The sequence below is a fragment of the Agromyces laixinhei genome, assembly GCF_006337065.1.
GTDB lineage: Bacteria > Actinomycetota > Actinomycetes > Actinomycetales > Microbacteriaceae > Agromyces > Agromyces laixinhei.
Genome location: NZ_CP040872.1, coordinates 331,201 through 349,424, shown reverse-complemented (window position 1 = coordinate 349,424; position 18,224 = coordinate 331,201). Strand labels below are relative to the sequence as shown.

The 18,224-nt window shown below is 66.7% G+C and carries 20 protein-coding genes and 2 pseudogenes; 10 read left to right on the top strand and 12 right to left on the bottom strand.

Features of this window, described 5'->3' with window-relative positions; all coding sequences use genetic code 11:
- Positions 1–118 precede the first annotated feature (118 nt).
- The 5 genes from FHG54_RS01645 (at position 119) to FHG54_RS01625 (ending at position 5,823) form a co-directional block, all read left to right on the top strand.
- A complete protein-coding gene (locus tag FHG54_RS01645) occupies positions 119–2,593 on the top strand; it encodes a helicase C-terminal domain-containing protein (RefSeq protein ID WP_139415607.1) in 2,475 nt (824 codons plus the stop codon).
- Between the two features lie 143 nt (positions 2,594–2,736).
- Positions 2,737–3,537, top strand: coding sequence for a hypothetical protein (locus FHG54_RS01640; RefSeq protein ID WP_139415606.1), 801 nt, complete (start codon positions 2,737–2,739; stop codon positions 3,535–3,537).
- A gap of 479 nt (positions 3,538–4,016) precedes the next feature.
- Positions 4,017–4,748 (top strand): TIGR04255 family protein, encoded by a 732-nt coding sequence (locus FHG54_RS01635; RefSeq protein ID WP_168197064.1) that lies wholly within the window; start codon positions 4,017–4,019, stop codon positions 4,746–4,748.
- Positions 4,733–5,269, top strand: coding sequence for a hypothetical protein (locus tag FHG54_RS01630; protein WP_139415604.1), 537 nt, complete (start codon positions 4,733–4,735; stop codon positions 5,267–5,269). The genes FHG54_RS01635 and FHG54_RS01630 overlap by 16 nt, the downstream gene beginning before the upstream one ends.
- Positions 5,270–5,343: 74 nt before the next feature.
- Positions 5,344–5,823, top strand: coding sequence for a hypothetical protein (locus FHG54_RS01625; protein WP_168197063.1), 480 nt, complete (start codon positions 5,344–5,346; stop codon positions 5,821–5,823).
- A gap of 405 nt (positions 5,824–6,228) precedes the next feature.
- On the opposite strand, the pseudogene FHG54_RS01620 reads toward FHG54_RS01625, so the two are convergent.
- The 5 genes and pseudogenes from FHG54_RS01620 to FHG54_RS01605 all read right to left on the bottom strand — a co-directional run.
- Positions 6,229–6,489 (bottom strand): annotated as a pseudogene (locus FHG54_RS01620) (ATP-binding protein); the annotation flags it as partial.
- Positions 6,490–6,517: 28 nt separating this feature from the next.
- Complete coding sequence (locus FHG54_RS17170) at positions 6,518–6,940, bottom strand: transposase (protein ID WP_476726183.1); 423 nt, start codon at positions 6,938–6,940, stop codon at positions 6,518–6,520.
- Positions 6,932–7,252: pseudogene (locus FHG54_RS17165) on the bottom strand (DDE-type integrase/transposase/recombinase); the annotation flags it as partial. The pseudogene FHG54_RS17165 and the gene FHG54_RS17170, both read right to left, overlap by 9 nt.
- 281 nt (positions 7,253–7,533) lie before the next feature.
- Entirely contained in the window at positions 7,534–7,776 is a 243-nt protein-coding gene (locus tag FHG54_RS17065) for a hypothetical protein (RefSeq protein WP_139415601.1), read from the bottom strand.
- 241 nt (positions 7,777–8,017) lie between these two features.
- Positions 8,018–8,680 (bottom strand): pentapeptide repeat-containing protein, encoded by a 663-nt coding sequence (locus FHG54_RS01605; protein WP_139415600.1) that lies wholly within the window; start codon positions 8,678–8,680, stop codon positions 8,018–8,020.
- Positions 8,681–8,857: 177 nt separating this feature from the next.
- Between FHG54_RS01605 and FHG54_RS01600 the strand changes: the two genes are divergently transcribed.
- Positions 8,858–9,775, top strand: coding sequence for a DNA-3-methyladenine glycosylase family protein (locus FHG54_RS01600; protein ID WP_210415454.1), 918 nt, complete (start codon positions 8,858–8,860; stop codon positions 9,773–9,775).
- A gap of 241 nt (positions 9,776–10,016) precedes the next feature.
- On the top strand, positions 10,017–10,562 hold the full coding sequence (locus FHG54_RS16220) for a hypothetical protein (protein WP_168197031.1): 546 nt from the start codon (positions 10,017–10,019) through the stop codon (positions 10,560–10,562).
- A 115-nt stretch (positions 10,563–10,677) separates the two neighbouring features.
- Here FHG54_RS16220 and FHG54_RS01590 read toward each other — a convergent pair whose 3' ends face one another.
- Positions 10,678–11,022 (bottom strand): cupin domain-containing protein, encoded by a 345-nt coding sequence (locus FHG54_RS01590; protein WP_139415598.1) that lies wholly within the window; start codon positions 11,020–11,022, stop codon positions 10,678–10,680.
- A 187-nt stretch (positions 11,023–11,209) separates the two neighbouring features.
- Positions 11,210–12,805 (bottom strand): HNH endonuclease signature motif containing protein, encoded by a 1,596-nt coding sequence (locus FHG54_RS01585; RefSeq protein WP_168197062.1) that lies wholly within the window; start codon positions 12,803–12,805, stop codon positions 11,210–11,212.
- Positions 12,806–13,053: 248 nt separating this feature from the next.
- Between FHG54_RS01585 and FHG54_RS01580 the strand changes: the two genes are divergently transcribed.
- A complete protein-coding gene (locus FHG54_RS01580; RefSeq protein ID WP_168197061.1) occupies positions 13,054–13,338 on the top strand; it encodes an LPXTG cell wall anchor domain-containing protein in 285 nt (94 codons plus the stop codon).
- A gap of 23 nt (positions 13,339–13,361) precedes the next feature.
- On the opposite strand, the gene FHG54_RS01575 is transcribed toward FHG54_RS01580, so the two are convergent.
- Positions 13,362–14,300: a carbohydrate kinase family protein gene (locus tag FHG54_RS01575; RefSeq protein WP_139415595.1), complete on the bottom strand. Its 939-nt coding sequence runs from the start codon at positions 14,298–14,300 to the stop codon at positions 13,362–13,364.
- A 204-nt stretch (positions 14,301–14,504) separates the two neighbouring features.
- On the opposite strand from FHG54_RS01575, the gene FHG54_RS01570 reads away from it, so the two are divergent.
- Positions 14,505–15,617, top strand: a complete 1,113-nt coding sequence (locus FHG54_RS01570) for a phospholipase D-like domain-containing protein (protein WP_168197060.1) — start codon at positions 14,505–14,507, stop codon at positions 15,615–15,617.
- Between the two features lie 120 nt (positions 15,618–15,737).
- Here the strand turns inward: FHG54_RS01570 and FHG54_RS01565 are convergent, their stop codons facing one another.
- Complete coding sequence (locus tag FHG54_RS01565) at positions 15,738–16,082, bottom strand: type II toxin-antitoxin system PemK/MazF family toxin (protein ID WP_139415593.1); 345 nt, start codon at positions 16,080–16,082, stop codon at positions 15,738–15,740.
- Positions 16,079–16,315 (bottom strand): hypothetical protein, encoded by a 237-nt coding sequence (locus FHG54_RS01560; protein ID WP_139415592.1) that lies wholly within the window; start codon positions 16,313–16,315, stop codon positions 16,079–16,081. Before FHG54_RS01560 ends, FHG54_RS01565 begins: the two co-directional genes overlap by 4 nt.
- A gap of 97 nt (positions 16,316–16,412) precedes the next feature.
- Here FHG54_RS01560 and FHG54_RS01555 point away from each other — a divergent pair, with 97 nt between their 5' ends.
- Complete coding sequence (locus tag FHG54_RS01555) at positions 16,413–17,345, top strand: BadF/BadG/BcrA/BcrD ATPase family protein (RefSeq protein ID WP_139415591.1); 933 nt, start codon at positions 16,413–16,415, stop codon at positions 17,343–17,345.
- A 16-nt stretch (positions 17,346–17,361) separates the two neighbouring features.
- Here FHG54_RS01555 and FHG54_RS01550 read toward each other — a convergent pair whose 3' ends face one another.
- Together FHG54_RS01550 and FHG54_RS01545 are read right to left on the bottom strand one after the other, a co-directional pair.
- Complete coding sequence (locus FHG54_RS01550) at positions 17,362–17,835, bottom strand: SRPBCC family protein (protein ID WP_139415590.1); 474 nt, start codon at positions 17,833–17,835, stop codon at positions 17,362–17,364.
- Positions 17,832–18,182, bottom strand: coding sequence for an ArsR/SmtB family transcription factor (locus FHG54_RS01545; RefSeq protein WP_139415589.1), 351 nt, complete (start codon positions 18,180–18,182; stop codon positions 17,832–17,834). The genes FHG54_RS01550 and FHG54_RS01545 overlap by 4 nt, the downstream gene beginning before the upstream one ends.
- Positions 18,183–18,224 lie beyond the last annotated feature (42 nt).

Below are 18,224 nucleotides of genomic sequence, written 5' to 3'. Positions count from 1 at the left end.
TTGGGGGGCAAATCAACGTCGCCGTGCCCTAGTGGCAGGGAAAGATAGAGCCCGTGTGCGAAGACGCACACGACAACTGGCTTGCGCTGTCGCGGCCATGGACCCGAAGTGAGACCTGATGGACTTCGACGCCCTGCTGCGTGAAAGCACGACTGACCTGCCAGTCGAACCCCGCGAACTGTACGAACAGCTACCCGCGAAAAAACCAGGCTACGGCTACCTCCGCGACGTGCAAGCACAGGTATTGGAACCGTGGAACCTGCGCCGCGGTGACCGTGACATTGTCATCAAGGTCAATACCGGTGGTGGGAAGACGATCGACGCACTCGTCATTTTGCAGAGCTACCTGAACGAAGGAATCCGACCCGCCCTTTACGTCGCACCTGACAAGTATCTGGTGCAGCAGGTGATACAGGAGGCCGGGAACCTGGGCATCGCGGTCACCGATGACCCGGAATCGTCCGAGTACCTGTCCGGGGAAGCGATCGGAGTTGTCACTGCGGCACGGTTGTTCAACGGCCGGACCATCTTCTCGGATGGGCGCCCGAGTCTGCCCCAGGTCCCGATCGGTGCGGTGATCATCGACGACGCGCATGTTGTCGTTGCCACCCTCCGTGATCAGTTCTCGCTCACGATCCCGCGGTCGAACCCGGTATTCAATGAACTCTTGGCGTTGTTCGCCGAAGACCTGAAGGACCAAGCACCGGAAGTTCTCCTGGACATTCAGGACGGAACCGGCAGCGGGTTCGCGAAGGTGCCGTTCTGGTCGGTGCAATCAAAGATTGACGACATCCGGATCGCACTCCGCAAGTACGTCGCCGAGGACGTTCGAAGCGGTCGGCTCGAAGGTGTTCGTGACGTCCTTGAGTTCTGCCGGTTCGTTTTCACCCGTAACGCGTTGACGATCGTCCCGCCGTGCCCGCCGATCGGCCGAGTGACGAGTTTCGCGGAAGCGCAACGGAGGGTGTTCCTGACCGCGACGTTGGCGAACGACAGCGTCCTCGTCACCGACTTCGATGCCGACCCCGATCTTGTAGGGAAGCCGATTCAGCCGTTGACCGCCGGCGACATCGGCGAGCGGATGATCTTGGCGCCGCAGGAGATCAACCCCGGCATCCTTGTCGACGACGTCCGTGAAGCTGTCACCAACCTCAGTAGGAACTACAACACCCTCGTCATCGTGCCCAGCACCCAGGCAATGGACCGATGGACCGACCCGACCGTCGTCCGGATGGACGCCAACAACCTGAAGAGCATCGTCGACCGGATGCGTGCCGGCGAACATGTCGGACTCGTTGTGACCGCCAACAAGTACGACGGAATCGACCTCCCGCAGGATGCATGCCGCGTGCTGGTCATCGATGGGCTCCCCGAAGCGTTCAGCGGAGACGAACGACTCGAAGCCTTGATGACGAAAACCACAGGCGCAATCGACGACCGCCAAGTTCAACGCCTTGAGCAGGGCATGGGGCGGGCAGTGCGAAGCAACGAGGATCACTGCGTGGTGTTCCTCCTCGGCAGGCGCCTGTCGCAGCTCACCGTCGACCCTCGCACACTCGAACGGTTCAGTCCCGCCACCGGGGCACAGCTGGCTGCGTCACGTGTAGTCGCGAAACGGATGGCCGACACCCCTCTGGCCAACATCATGGCGACCGCGCAGCAAGCGCTGGACCGTGACGAAGGGTGGACGAAATTCGCGAAGAAGGCGTTGCGAAACCTTGCGCCCGCGGACGCTCGCGTCGAAGAGAGCGCCAGGGAACTCCGGCAAGCGTTCGATCGCGCAACGAACGGCGACGCCGCCGGCGCCTCCGCACAGCTTTCAGTGGCCGCGGACAACTGCGTCGACCCCCGTCTGGCAGGCCGGCTGCGAGAGCAAGCAGCGGCGTACGCGAACCCGTTCGATCCGGGGCAGGCTCAGGCGATCCTCGCCATTGCCCGAACAACCAACCGGTACGTGACGAGGCCACGGGACGGCATCACCTACCAAGCGATTTCGTACGCCGGGTCGCAGGCCGAAGTCGTTTCGCAACGACTGACCACCATGTACGGGTCTGTCGAACGGATGAGGGTGGGCGTCGAAGAAATCCTGGAGGACCTCAAGTTCGATCCGGCCGCAACCGAAGAATTCGAAGAAGCGATGCTCGAACTCGGTCTCTTCCTCGGGTTCGGTTCGCAACGGCCTGAACGTGATGGGAGTGGTCCCGACAACCTCTGGTCGGTCGGCCCAGGGGCGTATTGGGTGATCGAAGCGAAAAGCGGTGCCGTGAGCGCGTTCATCGGGAAGAAGGACGCTGCGCAGCTCGCGGCGTCAATGGTGTGGTTCGGGAAACGGTACATGGCTTCTGAATCCGTAACCCCGGTCATGGTTCACCTGCAAAAGACCTTGTACAAGGACGGGACCGCGCCCGTCGGCACCAAGGTGATCACCCAGCAGGTGCTCGCCGAAATCAAAGCCTCCGTTCGAGCATTCAGTGTCGGGCTCGCAGCAACCGGTTGGAACCGAGTTGAAGACATTTCGCGGCTCATCGCAGGCCACGACCTCGACGCGGCAGGCATCATGAACCGGATGGTCTCGATGCGCGGCGGCTCCTAGGCGCCATGGACGACGAAAGAACCCCGACTGCAACGCCGCTGCGAGCTCTTCGTTGGTGGGTGGTCACAGGAACTCTATTAACCGGGCTGGTCGCCGGGACTGGGTCGTGGCTGCTCCGTGAGGAGTCGCCTTGGTGGAGCGCGATGCTGGCGAACATCGCCGTTGTTGTCCTCCTCCTCATCCCCGGTGAACTACTCCTCCGAAGGGTCGACCGGGCCGAGCGTAAGAGCGATCGTGCACAGCAAGCCGCAGAGACGGCCCAGGCGGCCGCTGACGACACCGCCCAGTCTTTGAAGTCGATTCAGGACGGACTAATTGATCGGCAATACAACGAGCACGCGGAAATGCAGGGGCTTTACCGTCGGCTCGGTGAAACTGCAACCCGTGAGTCACTGATCGATGCCCTGACCCGAGCAACAGCGGACGAACTGATCTCGGAACAGGGAGTTCGTGCTCCGGTTTGGTGGACGAATTTGCACTACCGGTACAGGTTCGCTGAGGGAAGTCTCGTCGTTCAGCTGGAAGACGACCGCGGCAATGTGCTCTCCACGCACCCGTGGCCGCCAGAAACGAGCGAAGCAGATTTCTACCAGGAGCTTGTCGAAGCGGTCCGTGCCGCCGGGGGAGACCTCGGCGTGGCACTGAATCTGCCCACGCAATCGATTGAAGAACTCGCCACAATGTTGGTAGACGTTGCTGGCCTCCGCTCGCAGGTGCCGTTGGGATATCGGGACACGCTTCGGCGGGTGATCGAACGTGTTGATGGCTGGTACTTCACCGATGCTCACGTGATCCCGGCAAACGACCTCAGCTATGTCATCGATATCGCTCGGCTTAATGAAGACATGCCTGGCTGGGAGGATCACCTCTCATCGAAAGGTTGGTACGAGGCCAACCGTCTGATTCCGTTTGCCCGCCGGCTCTATGGGATGGACGCTGCCTAGTCGACAAGGACAATTGCCGCATCAGACTGCAGGGCGCGCTCTCTGCCAGCCGTGCCATCCGCGGGCAGCCGGGGCGGCCGTAGTTTCGTTCGAGATATTGCGGTGTCAGCCTGCACAGTTCCCAGCACGTGGGGCGCTAGCTACGGCTTAGGTCGTGCAGCAGCGGTTCCGTAGACCACCATTCCTCGGCTCCGCTCGGCGGCATCTCCAAGACGACGGCTTCCACAGTGTGAACAGTACCCGGCGTCGCGGGCGAGGTTTGCGAGTTGTCCACACCTGTTTCGTTTCGAGACGGCTGAGGGACGCCACGGCGTGGACGTCTCGCGCCCGTGTCGCTGGAAGGTGGTCGAGCGTTCTCGACATAGGGCCGAGTCGATGATCTACGCCTACAGACGATCGCTTGCCGCGGGCGCTACTATGCGACTGTGACTGATGCGGGACTACCACAGTTCGAGCACCCGCCTGTGTATGAGGCAGTCGTGGGCATCGAGTTCTCGCCATTGCCCGTTAGCAATCTCGATCTCCTTCGGTTCGCGGACCACTGGTCCGAAAAATATCCAGAGCTGACCGAAGTTCCCGCACTGGAACCAAGCCAAGCGCCGGGACAGCCGGGTCCGCAGCTCACCCTTCAGCTATCCGCCTCAGTGCCGCCTGTCCGATACTGGCTGACAAGTACTGACGGGCAGTACCTTGTGCAGCTCCAACGCGATCGCCTTCTGGTCAACTGGCGGCGCACCGTCGAGGGCAACGAGTACCCGGGATTCGAAGAACTTCGAGGTCGGTTTGAAGAGCAGCTTTCCAGTCTCGTCCGCGACATCGGGAAGGGTGAGACCGCATCGATCGTTGTCTCAAGTGTTGAGTACACCTATTTCAATCGGGTTGTCCATGATGGGCGTCCCAGTGCGGTGTTCAGGCATCTCGCCGAACCCAGTTCGGAACTCCCCGGCGAACTGCTCGCTATGAGATTTCAGGAGATACGACTCCTAAGTGAGACTGACGGAACTCGAGGGCAGCTGACGATTTCGAGCGAGCCAGAGCGAGACGATAACCGGACGAATGAACTATTCACTGTGAGTACACGTTGGTTCCCTGAGGCATTGTCGGCTGGAGCTAGGCTCGGAGAACTTATCGATCGATCGCATGAGGTGTCCCGCGCCGCGTTCGTCGCGATTACGACAGCCGAGAAGCAGAAGGAATGGGGGAGAAGTTGACCACAATCGCACCCGCAGCCTGGTCTCCGCTCAGCACGGGTCCCACACGACCACGCGGCGACCGAGCGTTCATCGGCCGCAACGAAGCGACCCCAGCGACGCTGATCAGCGATGGCCCTTCTGATGTGCGCCTTGTTTCTATCCGCCGGCAGGAGCTAGTTCAGCGAGCGGTCGAGCGACTTCGCGTGTACCTAAGCAACAAGAGCGCGACCGAGATCGCCATCCGAAATGCGGCACTCACCATTGCCCACCTTGCGTCAGACGATGGTCCGACGCCTCAAATTGCCGGTGACGGCGATGGCGGTATTGAAACCGAGTGGCTGGTCGACGGGTACTCGCTGATTGTTAATAGCTATGCAGATGGAACATGCTTCTTGTGGTCGTTGGAGCCCGACGGTCAGTCGGCCTTGCGAGGCAGTTTCACTGCCAAATGGCTAGAGGGAGATGAGGCCATCGAAGGGGCCCGGCAACTTCTTGCTCGCATGAGTCAGACGGTGCGTCATCGGCTTCAGGCCTCCTAGTGTTCCCAGAGGCTCTCAAGACGCTTCCAGACGATCATCCGTTGCTCTTGTCTGTTGGAGCTGAGGAAGCTCTGTTGCGACGATTCAATCCGAACAACCCACACGAAAGTGAGCTGTTAACTGTCGACGAAGGCGCCGTACCCCGGGTGCGACTCCGCGGAGGCGCGCTGACCGGTTTCTCGAAGGATGGTTGCTCGGCATCTCGGCCACTCGTTCTCGATGAAGTGAACATCGATATCCGGGAGGTGCTCGAGCCGCCTCGATATGACTCTCTCGCTGAAGCGATCGTCGAGTCGGTGGACGGTTTTGAATACACCACGAACGGAGGAGAGGTGATCCAGCCGTTTTCAGTGGTGCCTGACCCGTATCCACAGGAAGTTGAAGGTCCGAAGTCCCACCACGTCTCACATGCCCTGATTCAGGCGATCCAGTTTCCATCCAAGGCAGACAAGACAATGGCTGTTGGAACGCTCGCTCGGCTGCATTTCAATCCGATTCAGCTTCCCGCCGAAGAGGACGTTGCCGCTGGAGCAACGGACGACGAAACGCAGTGAGGCGACCAAGTTCTCGTGTGGCCATCCGGTCGCCAGAATCATGGGACGTGACTGGACACACAAGTCCCTAGTAGCCAACCCTGCTCGCGTTCGGTGACCTCAGAGAGCGACAAGTGGCCGTCCCGAAACTGTCTTCTGACCTGGGTGAAAAGGCGTGGTGGAAATTGCTGCGCTCCGTTATGGAACCGTTACCAAGCAGACCGCTGGCATGCCGCATACATAAAGGGCATGAGAGAACTCGCCACTGTCCCACCACGGGGAATTAGCGAGTTCCCAAGAATCAGTTAGCGATATCGAATCGGCCCGGGCCTCATTGAGGTGCCGGGCCGTTTTCGTCGGCGGTGACGGCGCTCAGCGAATTTCCCCAGAGTTGCTCATCGAAGTTCCTCAGGTCGCGGGGCAAGGTTAGCGCAGGTTTGTGCCGGTGGTGACGCGGCGGAGTTGCTCGGCTGCGGCGTGGTGGTTTCGGAGCCGGTAGGAGGCTCCGTCGAGGGTGACGACGACGGATCGGTGGAGGAGCCGGTCGAGCATCGCGGCGGCGACGGTCGTGTCGCCGAGGATCTCGCCCCAAGCCCCGACGGGCCGGTTCGTGGTGATCACGATCGAGGTCTTCAAGTACCGCTGGTTGATGACCTGGAACAATGCGGACGCAGCCTCGCCCGGAATTTGTCAAGGCGGATGAGGCCGGTGGGTGTTAGGCGGCGAGTTGCATCTCGTCGGCTGGTGGCTGGTTGATCCAGGTGGCGGGGTCCCGGTTGAGGAGCTTCGGCCGTGCCTGTGCGCGGGTGCCGAACCGTTCCGGGTGCGCGCGGCGGGCAGCCTCGAGCGCGGCGTCGCGATCACGGTCGATGGCGTCGGCGTGGCCGTAGTGCACGTCGGCGGGGGTATGCATACCGATCCCCGAATGCCGGTGGTGATGGTTGTATGCGTGGACGAACTCGCCCAGGAACTCGCGGGCTTCGATGAGGGAGCCGAACCGGTCGGGGAAGACGGGCAGGTACTTCATCGTCTTGAACAGCGACTCCGAGTACGGGTTGTCGTTGGACACTTGCGGGCGGGACCTGGACGCGGTCACGCCGAGGTCAGCGAGCAGGGTTCTGACGGTCTTCGACGTCATCGATGGGCCGCCGTCGGAGTGCACGACCTCGGGGGTGCCGTGGATTCCGAACGCGTCCAGCATCATCTCTTTCGCGAGCAGGCCGTCCTCGCACGCGTGCACGATCGCGCCCACGATGTAGCGGGAGAAGATGTCGATCATCACGTACGCGTCGTAGTACGTGCCCTTGACGGGGCCTGCGAGTTTCGTGATGTCCCACGAGTACACCTGCCCGGGCCCGGTCGCGATCAGCTCCGGCACCTTCCGCGGCGGATGCGACGCCAGCCGGCGCCGCTCGCGGACCTGCCGCTTCTCGGTCAGGACCCGGTACATCGTCGATACCGAGCCCACGTATTGGCCGCGTTCGAGGAGGATCGCGTAGACCTGCAACGGCGGTTTGTCGACGAACTCGTCACTGTTCAGCGTTGCCAACACCAGCGCCCGCTCGACGTCGCCGAGCTTGTTCGCTGGGGCCGGGCGCGGGGCAGCCGGCGCCGGGTCCGGCTGGTTACTGCGGGCGACAGTGCGGGTCGCGGTCGCCCGCGGCACCCCGGTCAGCGCCGCAGCGTGCCGGGTCGGCACGCCCGCCCCGGTCAGTTCAACATAGGTGCCCATCAGCGCTTCGGTCGCCGCTCGTCGGGGTCCGCGCTCTCGGAAATCTGCTCCAAGAGCGCGTGCGCTTTTCCCATAATCTCCAGCGCCATCTCGGTCGTCGCGAGCTTCTGCTCGGCCTTGCGCAGCTGCGCTTTCAACCGGGCGTTCTCGGCCTGCACGGCGCTGGGGCGTCCGATCGCGTCACCGGGGCTCTTGCCCTCGAGAAGGCCCGCGTCGCGCTGCTTGCGCCACTCCGAGATCAACGAGGAGTGCGGAGGCCGTCGCGTATTTCCGATCCGTCGGAGCGCGCGGGGTAGGAAAAGCCCGCTGATCAGGGCATGGAAGAGCGACCACTGTCGTTATGGATCTGTTACATTGGGCGCTTCTGATCCGCCGCCCACTTACTGGGCATGGCCGATATCGCTAACTCCCCACCACATCTCGAATCGGTCCGGGTCTCATCGAGACGCCGGGCCGCTCTCGTCTGCGGGCCGCGCCGGTGTCTCACTCGACGACGCGGATGCCGAAATGCGTCGCGAAGCTCGTGGCGAGCAGCGCGACCTGCATGCCGTCCATCGTGGCGCCCTTCAGGCCCTCGAGACCGGCGATCGCGGCGAGGTCGAGGCCGCGCAGATCGACGTCGCCGAGCTTCGCGCCGGTCACGTCGAGTGATCGCACGTCGCAGTGCTCGAACGCGATGCGCTCGGCCCTCGCGTTGCCGAGGTCGAGTTCGTCGATGGTGCAGTCGGTGAAGCGGATGTCGCGGAGTTCCGCACCTCGCAGGTTCATGAAGCCGAGCTTGCAGCCGACGAAACGCACCGACTGCCAGTTGTTGTCGTAGAACTCGACCGATCCGATGCGAGAGCCCGCGACGAGCACGTCGCGCAGTCTCGCTCGGGGCGCCCGCAGCACCGGGGCCTCGAGCCGCTCGATCACGGTCTCGGTGATCACGGCGCCGCGGAGGAGCGTGTCGTGGGCCGACACCCCGACGAGCTCGCACTCGCCGATCGTGACGCCGGTCAGATCACGTTCGGAGAGGTCGCCGCCGCGGTACTGCACCCCTTCGACCCGGTCGCCGGCGCCGAGATCGGCGATGTCGCCCTCGAGGAGCTCGCCGGCCACGATCTCGTCGATGCGGGGTGGCCTGGGCCGAAGGTCTCTCGGCATGGCGTCCTCTCTCTGAAGCGCGCGGGTCTCCGACGTTTGCCGGTCGCTGACGTTTGCGGGTCTCCGACGTTTGCCGGTCTCCGACGTTTGCCGGTCTCTGAGGCTCGCGGGCGCGAGCAACATCGAGGCTACTGCGAGACACTGACGTGTATCAGCCGCGTGCGGCACACTGGAGGCGTGATCGCCGACCATGCCCTCGACTGGCGGCCGCGGCATCCGACCGATCTGCGGCAGACGCTCGGCGCGCTGCGGCGCGGTGGCGGCGACCCTGCGTTCCACCTCGACACGGGCGGCGCCGTCTGGCGCACCACTCGCACCGGCGAGGGCGACGCGACGTTGCGCCTGACCCAACCCGACGCTGAGACGCTGCGCTGTGAGGCGTGGGGCCCGGGTGCGGGTGCGGCGGTCGCGCAGGCGCCCGAACTGCTCGGCGACGCCGACGACCCGTCGGGGTTCGAGCCGAGATTGCCGCTCATCGACGACGCGCACCGGCGCAACCCCGGCCTGCGGATCCCGCGCACGGCGCAGGTCTTCGAGGCGCTCGCCGCGACGATCCTCGAGCAGAAGGTCATCACGCTGCAGGCACACGATTCGTGGCGCCGGCTGTTGACCCGCTTCGGGTCACCCGCGCCGGGGCCCACGCCACGGCCGATGCGGGTCGCGCCCTCGCCCGAGGCGTGGCGCACCATCCCGAGCTGGGAGTGGCATCGCGCGGGCGTCGACCCGAAGCGGGCGCGCACGCTGCGCAACGCCGCCGGATACGCGCCGAAGCTCGAAGCGGTGGTCGCGATGAGCCCAGCGGATGCCGCTGCTCGCCTCACCCTCATGCCGGGCGTCGGCCCGTGGACCATCGCCGAGGTCGCCCAGCGCGCATTGGGTGACGCCGATGCGCTCTCGGTGGGCGACTACCACCTCGCCAACTATGTCGGACACGCGCTCGCGGGCCGCGACATGACCGACGACGAGATGCTCGAGACGCTCGAGCCGTGGCGCGGCCACCGTTACCGCGTCGTGCGGCTGCTCGGCGCGGCCGGGGTGCCGGGTCGACCGCGCCGCGGGCCGCGCATGGCCTTCGTCGATCACCGGGCGATCTGACCCACACCGCGACATCCGCTCGCTTGCCGCGCTTGCTGCGCGCTTGATGCGCGCTTGCTGCGCGCTTGCTGCACGTTCTCGGGCGCGTTCCCGCGCGTTCGTCGGGGCCGGTACGACCGGTCGGACGCGCGCCGAGTCTCCCGGCGGGTGTTCCCCTGGGGCATAGGACACGCATAGGCTCTGCCAGTACCGTGCTCTGAGGTCGCACCGGCCTCCCACCGACTACGAAGGACGTTTACACGTGAACACAACCGCCAGCTCCAAGGTCAACGTGCCGCTGATCCTGCTCTGGGTCGCGGCGGTGGCCCTCATCGGCGGGGGCTACTGGCTCCTGAGCACCTCGACCGCCACCCAGGTCGCCCTGTACGCCGAAGGCGCGCAGGATGTCGAGGGCCTCCTCACCGCGCAGTCCACCACGACGATCGCCGGGCTGCTGATCGCCGCCGGTGCGCTCGGCGCGGTCATCGCCCTCGCCGTGCACGCGCGGTCGCACGTCGCTCGCGCCGGGTCGACGGATGCTGCGGCGCTCGCCGCCGAGGATGCCGCCTTCGAGGCGGAGGTCGCTCGCCACGAGGCCGCCGAGGCCGCTGCTGTGGCCGCGCCGGCCGCCGCAGCTGCGACGACGGCCGAGCCCACGGTTGCTGCCGAGCCCGCTGCCGCTGAGCCGGCTGCCGCTGAGCCCGCGGTTGCTGCCGAGCCCGCTACCGCTGAGCCGGCCGTTGCCGCTGAGCCGGCCGTCGTCGCCGAGCCGGCGACCGACGAGGCATCCGCTTCCGAGCCGAAGTAGCGCCGCTGACGAACGCGTCACATTGCGACGTTCGAGCGTGGAGTCACGCCCGATCTCTCGCGATGTGACGCGTTCGCGCGTCAAGCGGCGGTGCGCCGGCGGCGCGGGCGGGTCGTCACTCGAGCCACTCGGTGATGAACGTCGGGCTCGCGTGGATGTGCGTTGAGATCATGGCCTCCGGTCCGATGATCACGAACTTGTGAGGCGTCTGCGCCGGCACGACGAGCACCTGACCGCCGACCGCCTCCAACTGCTCGTCGCCGACCGTGAACAGCGCCCGGCCGTGCCGGATGACGAAGGTCTCCGAATACGGATGCAGGTGCAGTCGTGGCCCGGAGCCGTCTTTCGAGCTGTACGTCATGATGAGTGACACCTCGGAGCCGATCGACGAACCCTCGATCGACTCGTGCCAGTAGACATCATCGTCGGCGACGCCGCTGCGTTCGTGTCGCAGAACCATCGTGTGCTCCCCCTCTTGAGCGGGTGTGCGGGTGTGCGGGTGTGCGGTGTGTCCAACCGCGCGGCGCCCGACCGCGCGGCGCCCGGCCGCGCGGCGCCCGGCCGCCGACCGTGTTGGCGTGTGGGCGCGTGGGCGCGTGGGCACACGGTACACCCAGATGATTCTCGCCCCGTGCGCGACGGAACGCTCAGGCGACTGCTGTGGTGGCGGCCGGACCGGCCCGTTGTCGGGCGAGCGCATCGGCACGCCGAGCGGGTGACACCGTCGAGCCGCGCCACTGCTGTGGGCCCATGCCCGGCGGCGGCATCACTTCGGGCGCGCCGTTGACGATGCGGATGCGCCACCCCGAGCTGTCGATGCTGCGATGGTGGAACCAGCAGAGCAACACGCCGTTGTCGGTGTGGGTGGGGCCGCCGTGCCACCACGGGATGACGTGGTGCGCCTCGGTGGCCCAGGCCGGAGTATCGCACCCCGGAATGATGCAGCCGCCGTCGCGTACGGCGAGGGCGCGCCGTTGCGCGCGATTGAAGCGTCGCTCGGTCGTGCCGATGCCGACGATCTGGCCGTTGGCGGCGAGCGTGACGCGCTGGATGCCGTTCGCGCTCGCGTGCTGCTCGACCGCCCGCATCGAGATCGGTTCGTCGATGCCGTCGACGTGGCCGACGCCGTGGCCGACGCGGAAGTCGTCTGTGAGCACCGTGACCACGAGCGTCGGTGACGCACCGCCGAGGGTCGGCAGCTCATCGGCTCGCGCCGCGATGTCGAAGACGGTGGCGATCGCGTCATGCTGGCGCTGGGCGCGGGTGCGGGGGTCTTTGCGGCCGGATGCCTCGGACTCCGCGTGCACCGGCTCGGTGTGCGCCGACCCAGTGTGCGCCGACCCAGTGTGCACAGACCCCGTGTGCACAGATCCGGCCTCTTCGGACCCGTCGTCAGCCCGTTCGGCCTTGCCTTCTGCCGACCCGGCCTCGTCGTGGTCACAGACGGGCATGAATCCGGCCGACTGCCGGAAGTTGGTGATGGAGTCGAACACGCGCCGCACGATGCCGGCCACCTCGGGCAGCAGTGCACCCCGCACAGGAACGAGGCCGTCTCGGGCGGGGAGGAACTCGAAGCCCCGGGCTGCCCACTGCCGGTGCGACGGCTCGGCGCCGTCGGGGTCGAGCACCTCGGCCCACACGGCGGCCTGCATGCGCGTCTCGGTGGCCGTAGCTGGGGCTGCGACCTCGGCGCCGGGCGCGGCAGCCACACCGATCGCGGCGCAGACGAGTTCGTGTTCGGCCGCGCGCACACCGTCGAGGTCGCCGTTGGCGTGGTGCGGAAGCACCGCGTTGAGCGCCTTCGTGATCGCGACCGCCGAGTCGATGCCGAGCTCACCGGTATGGAACCCCGCGGCGACGCGCTCGAAGCGGGGAGGCATCGCGATGCCGAGCAGCGTCGAGGTGCGGCGGACGGCGGCACCGAGCTTGAGGCGAGCGCGCGCGGTCTGCCGCGACACCCGGGTGAGGCGTTCGACGAGTTCGACCGCGCTCGTGCAGCCCTTCTTCGCCGCGAGGCCTTCGTGACCGAGCGAGGGGCGGGAGCGGTGCTCGACCTCGCCCGCAGCGTGCACGCGCAGCGCGTCGGTGAAGCGGCCGAGTCGTTCGATCTGAGCGACGAGTTCGAGCAGTTCGATGTCACGCGCCGAGGCCAGCGCCGAAGCCGCCTCTTCGCTCGCGGCCTCGAGGAGGTCGCCGACCTGATCGGCGACCTCTGCGATGCGAGCGGTGAGGGCGTGCTCCATGTCTTCGACACTAGGGGTGACCACTGACATCGGTGCGGCGGCGGAAACCGCCGTTGATCAGGACAAGTCATCGGGTTCTGCTGTGGAGAAACGACGTGCCGAAGTGGCTGTGGAGGACGAGTGGGCGATTGCCCCCGTTTGCGGGTGGGCCCGAGACTGCCCATCTGCCCGTTGCGCAGATATGCTCGCTTGTCATGGCCAGGATGACCGGAGACCTCGAACCGCGACGGGGCATGAAGCGAGGCGGTATGAAGAGGACCCGCAGCCTGGCATCCGCGGCGACGTTCGCGATCGCCTGCGGGGCGCTCATCGGCGGTGCAGGCACCGCCGCGACTGCAGCTCCGATGGATGAGAGCCCGGCGGGTGTGACCATCCGCGTCGAGATCGGCGAACTGGAGTGTTCCGGTGCCGAGTGCGGAGGGTCGCTCGCGCAGACCGGGCCCGCCGACGGCGTGCTTCCGGCCGCGCTCGGTCTCGTGCTCGCCGGTGCCGCCCTGGTCGCCGTCAATCGCAGATCTCGCGCACACGAGTAGACCCGACGAGAACCGGGTCTCGGTCAGCCGACGGCGAGTACTCCGTCGAGCACCGGGTGCAGGTGCCGCGTGGTCAGCACCGTCGCCGCGTGCCGGGCGCCCGCCCGGAGCGCATCGGCCAGTGCGGCGCCGCCGAGGTGGGCATCGAGCACTCCGGCCATGAACGCGTCGCCGGCCCCGTTGGTGTCGAGCACCCGGGTCGCCTCCGCGGCGACTTCGGTCAGCGACATCCGCCCGGCGTCTGCGTCACCGCCTGCGTCACCGCCTGCGTCACTGTCACTGTCGGCATCGGCCGCGGCAGCCGCGCGGCTGACCGCGATCGCGCCGTGCGCTCCCAGCGTGCACACGACGACGGATGCCCCGCCGCGCACGCACTCCTCCATGAACGGCCTCGGGTCGGGGCCGATGCGGTCGGCGTTCATGAAGATCCAGTCGGCCGCGTCGATGAACGGTCGGTGGAACTCGGCGCTTCCGTCGTAGTCGTGGATGTCCGTCCAGATCGGCCGGCCGGACGCCCGCGCCGCGCCGATGAGTCCGCGCGAACGCTCGGAGAGGTCGAGCACGATCGCCGGGGCATCCGTCATCGCATTCGTCAGTTCGGTCGATGGCGGCGTGCCCGGGTCGGCGGGCGCGCTGAGGTAGAGCGAGACGCGCTCGCCCGCGTGCGTCATCAGGTTCAGATGGCTCTCGGTGCGCGCGGCCGTGAGGCTCGCGAGTTCGACTCCGGATGCCTCGAGCGCACCCTGCACGCGACGCCCCTCGACGTCGTCACCGATCAGGGTGTGCAGCAGCACGGGCCGCCCGAGCCCGGCGAGCCCGAGCGCCTTGCCGGCCGAGGTGCCGCCGACGGTCTCGTAGTCGTCGAGGGCGAACTGCATGTGCGGCACGGGCTCGGGCAGGTGCTCGAGGTAGACGATGCGGTTCCAGGCGGCCGGGCCCGAGATGACGATGGGAGCGCTCATGGTTGGCCAGCGTAGCGCCGAGCCGCCGCCACCCCGCCACCGAGCCGCCGCTACCCCGTCGCCGAGCCGTCGCTACCACCCCGCCGTCACCCCGTCGCCGAGCCCGGGCCGCCCATGCTGCCGCGGCTCCGGGCGCGCACTGATGCCGCCGCGCACCACGCGGAGGAGCATGATGCTGAGGAACTCTCACGAGAGGGGTGCGCCATGCCGGTCAGCATCGGGGGAGTGGAGCTGTACATGGGGCCGGCCGCGGTCGGCGGCCCAGACGATCTCGACCAGGCGATCCGCGACTTCATCGACGGCGCCGAGCACAGCCTCGCGATCGCCGTGCAGGAGATCGACTCGCGGCCGATCACCCAGGCGATCCTTGCGGCGAAGCTGCGCGGTGTGCGGGTCAGGGTGATTCTCGAGGGCGACTACCTCACCGAAGAGAAGGCACTCGCCGACCCCTGGGCCGTCACCGGGGCGCACGAGGAGAACCGCGTCATCCTGGGTGCGCTGCTGAAGGCGCGCGTCGACGTGATCAGCGACCTCAACCCGAAGATCTTCCACCAGAAGTTCATCGTCCGCGATTCCGGCAAGCCGGCGGCGGCGGTGCTCACCGGCTCGACGAACTTCACGCTCACCGACACCGGCAAGAACGAAGAGGCCGGCATCGGCGCGGGCCAGAACCTCAACCACCTCGTCGTGCTCCACGGCCGCCGCGCCGCCACCGAGTACCTGCGCGAGTTCGAGCGCATGCGTTCGGGCACGTTCGGCGACCTGCACGAGCGGGTCGAGCCGAGGCCCAAGGAGTTCGATCTGCCAGAGGTGCGGGTCAAGCCCCTCTTCGCCCCGCGGCACGGACCCGAGATGGAGATCATGAAGCAGATGCTGAAGGCGAAGGACTCGATCGACTTCGCGATGTTCACCTTCGCCCAGTCGTCGGGCATCGACGACACCATGATCCGCCTGCGTCCACTCGTCACGCGCATCCGCGGTGTGCTCGACCGCGACCAGGGAGCCGCGAAATGGGCGGCGACGAGCGACCTCGGCAACGGCGACGTCGAGCTCTTCTCGAACCGCCGCAACACGGGCGTGCGCAAGCTCCACCACAAGCTCATGGTCATCGACGAGCGGCTCATCATCGCGGGCAGCTTCAACTACACGGCGCCCGCCAACACCATGAACGACGAGAACATCCTCGTGATCGGCGACCTCGAGGAAGACCAGGGCAGTGCAGCGGATGTCGCACAGCGCGAGCTCGCCCGCTACGCCCTCGCCGAGATCGACCGCATCATCGACGACCTCTCGTCGCCGGTGCCCGTCGTGCCCTGACGGAGGTCGGCTCGCCCTTTCGCTGTCGGCCACAGCGTTCGAGGGCGAATGCTTCGTGGAACGCGCGCCTGTCTCCAGGTCAGGCTGTGCGCAGTCGGTCGTACGCCAGGGAGCCGCCCCTCAGACGTCGAGAAAGTCACCGAGCCACGTTCGGACCGAGGTAAGACAGTCTGTCGAGATCTGACCGGCGATTCGCGTGAATCGGTCGCGCGAAAGGGTATGCGGCTGCTCGGTCATGATCCAGGACGGCCGGTCGAGACCGTTGGGACCGTCGACGCGGATGTGGTTGGGCCATCCGCGGTCAGTCGTCGTGATCGGTAACGCGATGACGAGCGTTGTGACGGCGTCAAGATATCCGGCGGAGGCGATGACCAACACCGGGCGATGGCCACCTTGCTCCCGACCGCGAACCGGCTCGAGTGCAGCCCAGGCGATGACGCCAGGAGCGAGCTCGGTCTCTGTCACGAGTCGGCGTCAGCCAGTTCGGTTCGCTCCCAGTCGGCGGACTCCGCCGCATGCGATTCGGCATCCGCGGGCGCGGACCGGGCGATCGCTGTCTTCAGCAGATGCAGCCGCCACCTGCGATCCTCAGCATCCGCAAGGTGAGCGAGGTGCGCGCCGAGAGTGAGCCCGTCGCGTGACGCCTGCTCCTTGAGGCGATCGCGGAGCTCGTCGCTCACCTTGATCGTCGTAGTCATACTTTGAGTATACCCGGGCACCACTGTGCTGGCGCCTGACGCTGGGCGCTATCGCGACTCGCGGGCGAGTCGCGTGCCGGCTGGTAGCGTCGCAGCCGTGAATGCGACGAGCACCCTCGCGATCGATGCCGGCCAGTCGGGCATCAAGGTCAGGCATACGGATGCCGCGGGCACCGGTGAGTGGTCGGCCCCCGGCGTCCGCACCGACCTGCCGCTGCTGCCGCAACTCGTGCGCGTCATCGAGCAGGCGCACGAGGGCGGCCGCACGACCGAGCGCATCGGCCTCGGCGTCTCGGGGTTGACGGAGGAGGAGTCGGACGCCGGCTACCTGCTCGCCGCCGCGACGCCGATCGGCGCCCGCAGTGTGCACCTCGCCCACGACTCGATCACGGCCTACCTCGGTGCCCTCGGCGACGAGCGCGGCGTCGTCGTCGCGGCAGGCACCGGGGTCGTGACACTCGCCGCCGGTGCTGCCGACATCGCGCGCGTCGACGGATGGGGTCACATCATGGGCGACGCCGGCAGCGGCTACTGGCTCGGCCGGGCGTGCCTCGACGCGGTCATGCGCGCCTACGACGGCCGCGGCGACGCGACCGCGCTGAGCGAGGTCGTGCGTGCGGACTTTCCCGACCTCGAGGCGGCGTACATCGAACTGCAGGGCGACCCCGAGCGAGTGCGGCGGGTGGCATCGTATGCGCGTGCGGTCGCCGATGCAGCTGCCGCAGGCGACGCGGTCGCCGCGCGGATCGTCGCCGACGGGGCGCGTGAGCTCGCGGCATCCGCGTTCGCGGGTCTTCGCCGTGTCGGTGAAGTCAACGCACCCGATGTGCGAGTGCGCGGGGTCGGCGGCCTCTTCCTCGGAGATGTGCTCGGGCGCGAGTTCGCCGCGGCGATCCGCTCCGAGATCCCCGGCGCGGAGGTGCGCCTGGGCGAGGCGCACCCGCTCGACGGTGCCGCCGCGCTCGCCGACGTCGCGCCGACGAGCGCGCTCGCGGCGCACATCGCCGTCGCGACATCGTTGCTCGAGTAGCCCGATCGACCGACCGTCAGCCGCGGGTGAGGTAGGCCTCGATGCGGTCGAAGGCGCCGACCCAGACCTGGGTCTGGAAGAAGTCGCGCACCTCGGGCGTCGGAAAGCCGGTCTGCTCGACGATCATGAGCGTGCCGCCCGCGTTGGCCTCGAAGGTGACCACGATGTGCGTGGTCATGCTGTTGCCGTCGGGCTCGACGCCGGTCGATTCGGTGACGAGCCGATGCGGTCGATCGATCTCGAGGAACGTCTGCACCTCTCGGAACAGCGTCTCGCTGTTCGGACCCCACACCGCCGTCTGGGTGCCGCCGACGCGCAGATCGACCTCGATCTCGACGACGCCGGGCTCCTCGTCGAGGATCGAGAACCAGATCTTCTGCTTCTCGGCGTCGGTGTAGGCGTCGAAGACCTGCTCGGGGGTGGCGGGCAGCTGCCGTTCGAGTCGGATGCCGATGGTCTCGGCGGTGGCGTTGCGTTCCGTCTCGCTCATGATTCCGTTCCTTTCGCGAGGGTGAAGTAGGCGTCGAGGCCGTCGAGCCGGCGTGCCCAGAGCCGTTGATAGAAGGTGATCCATGCCATGGCATCGTCCAGTCGCTCGGTGCCGAGGGTGACCTGGCGTGCGCGCCCGACCTTCTCGGTCGAGACGAGGCCGGCGGCCTCGAGCACGTCGACGTGCTTGCGAATGCCGGTGAGGGTCATGCCGCTCGGTTCGGCGAGCTCGGTGATCGTGGCGGGGCCGGAGCCGAGCCGGGTCAGGATGCCGCGTCGTGTCTCGTCGGAGAGGGCGGCGAACGCCCGGTCGAGGAGCGACGGATCGAGTGCAACTTGCTGAACCATGTGGTTCAGTATAGAACACTGAACCGAAAAGTTCAATGTTGG

Excerpts from the sequence above, each read along its gene's own strand:
- FHG54_RS01645 (WP_139415607.1), top strand. The coding sequence starts at position 119 with ATGGACTTCGACGCCCTGCTGCGTGAAAGCACGACTGACCTGCCAGTC.
- FHG54_RS01640 (WP_139415606.1), top strand. The coding sequence starts at position 2,737 with ATGCTGGCGAACATCGCCGTTGTTGTCCTCCTCCTCATCCCCGGTGAA.
- FHG54_RS01630 (WP_139415604.1), top strand. The coding sequence starts at position 4,733 with ATGGGGGAGAAGTTGACCACAATCGCACCCGCAGCCTGGTCTCCGCTC.
- FHG54_RS17170 (WP_476726183.1), bottom strand. The coding sequence starts at position 6,940 with ATGACGTCGAAGACCGTCAGAACCCTGCTCGCTGACCTCGGCGTGACC.
- FHG54_RS01605 (WP_139415600.1), bottom strand. The coding sequence starts at position 8,680 with ATGCCGAGAGACCTTCGGCCCAGGCCACCCCGCATCGACGAGATCGTG.
- FHG54_RS01590 (WP_139415598.1), bottom strand. The coding sequence starts at position 11,022 with ATGGTTCTGCGACACGAACGCAGCGGCGTCGCCGACGATGATGTCTAC.
- FHG54_RS01585 (WP_168197062.1), bottom strand. The coding sequence starts at position 12,805 with ATGGAGCACGCCCTCACCGCTCGCATCGCAGAGGTCGCCGATCAGGTC.
- FHG54_RS01580 (WP_168197061.1), top strand. The coding sequence starts at position 13,054 with ATGAAGAGGACCCGCAGCCTGGCATCCGCGGCGACGTTCGCGATCGCC.
- FHG54_RS01575 (WP_139415595.1), bottom strand. The coding sequence starts at position 14,300 with ATGAGCGCTCCCATCGTCATCTCGGGCCCGGCCGCCTGGAACCGCATC.
- FHG54_RS01570 (WP_168197060.1), top strand. The coding sequence starts at position 14,505 with ATGCCGGTCAGCATCGGGGGAGTGGAGCTGTACATGGGGCCGGCCGCG.
- FHG54_RS01560 (WP_139415592.1), bottom strand. The coding sequence starts at position 16,315 with ATGACTACGACGATCAAGGTGAGCGACGAGCTCCGCGATCGCCTCAAG.
- FHG54_RS01550 (WP_139415590.1), bottom strand. The coding sequence starts at position 17,835 with ATGAGCGAGACGGAACGCAACGCCACCGCCGAGACCATCGGCATCCGA.
- FHG54_RS01545 (WP_139415589.1), bottom strand. The coding sequence starts at position 18,182 with ATGGTTCAGCAAGTTGCACTCGATCCGTCGCTCCTCGACCGGGCGTTC.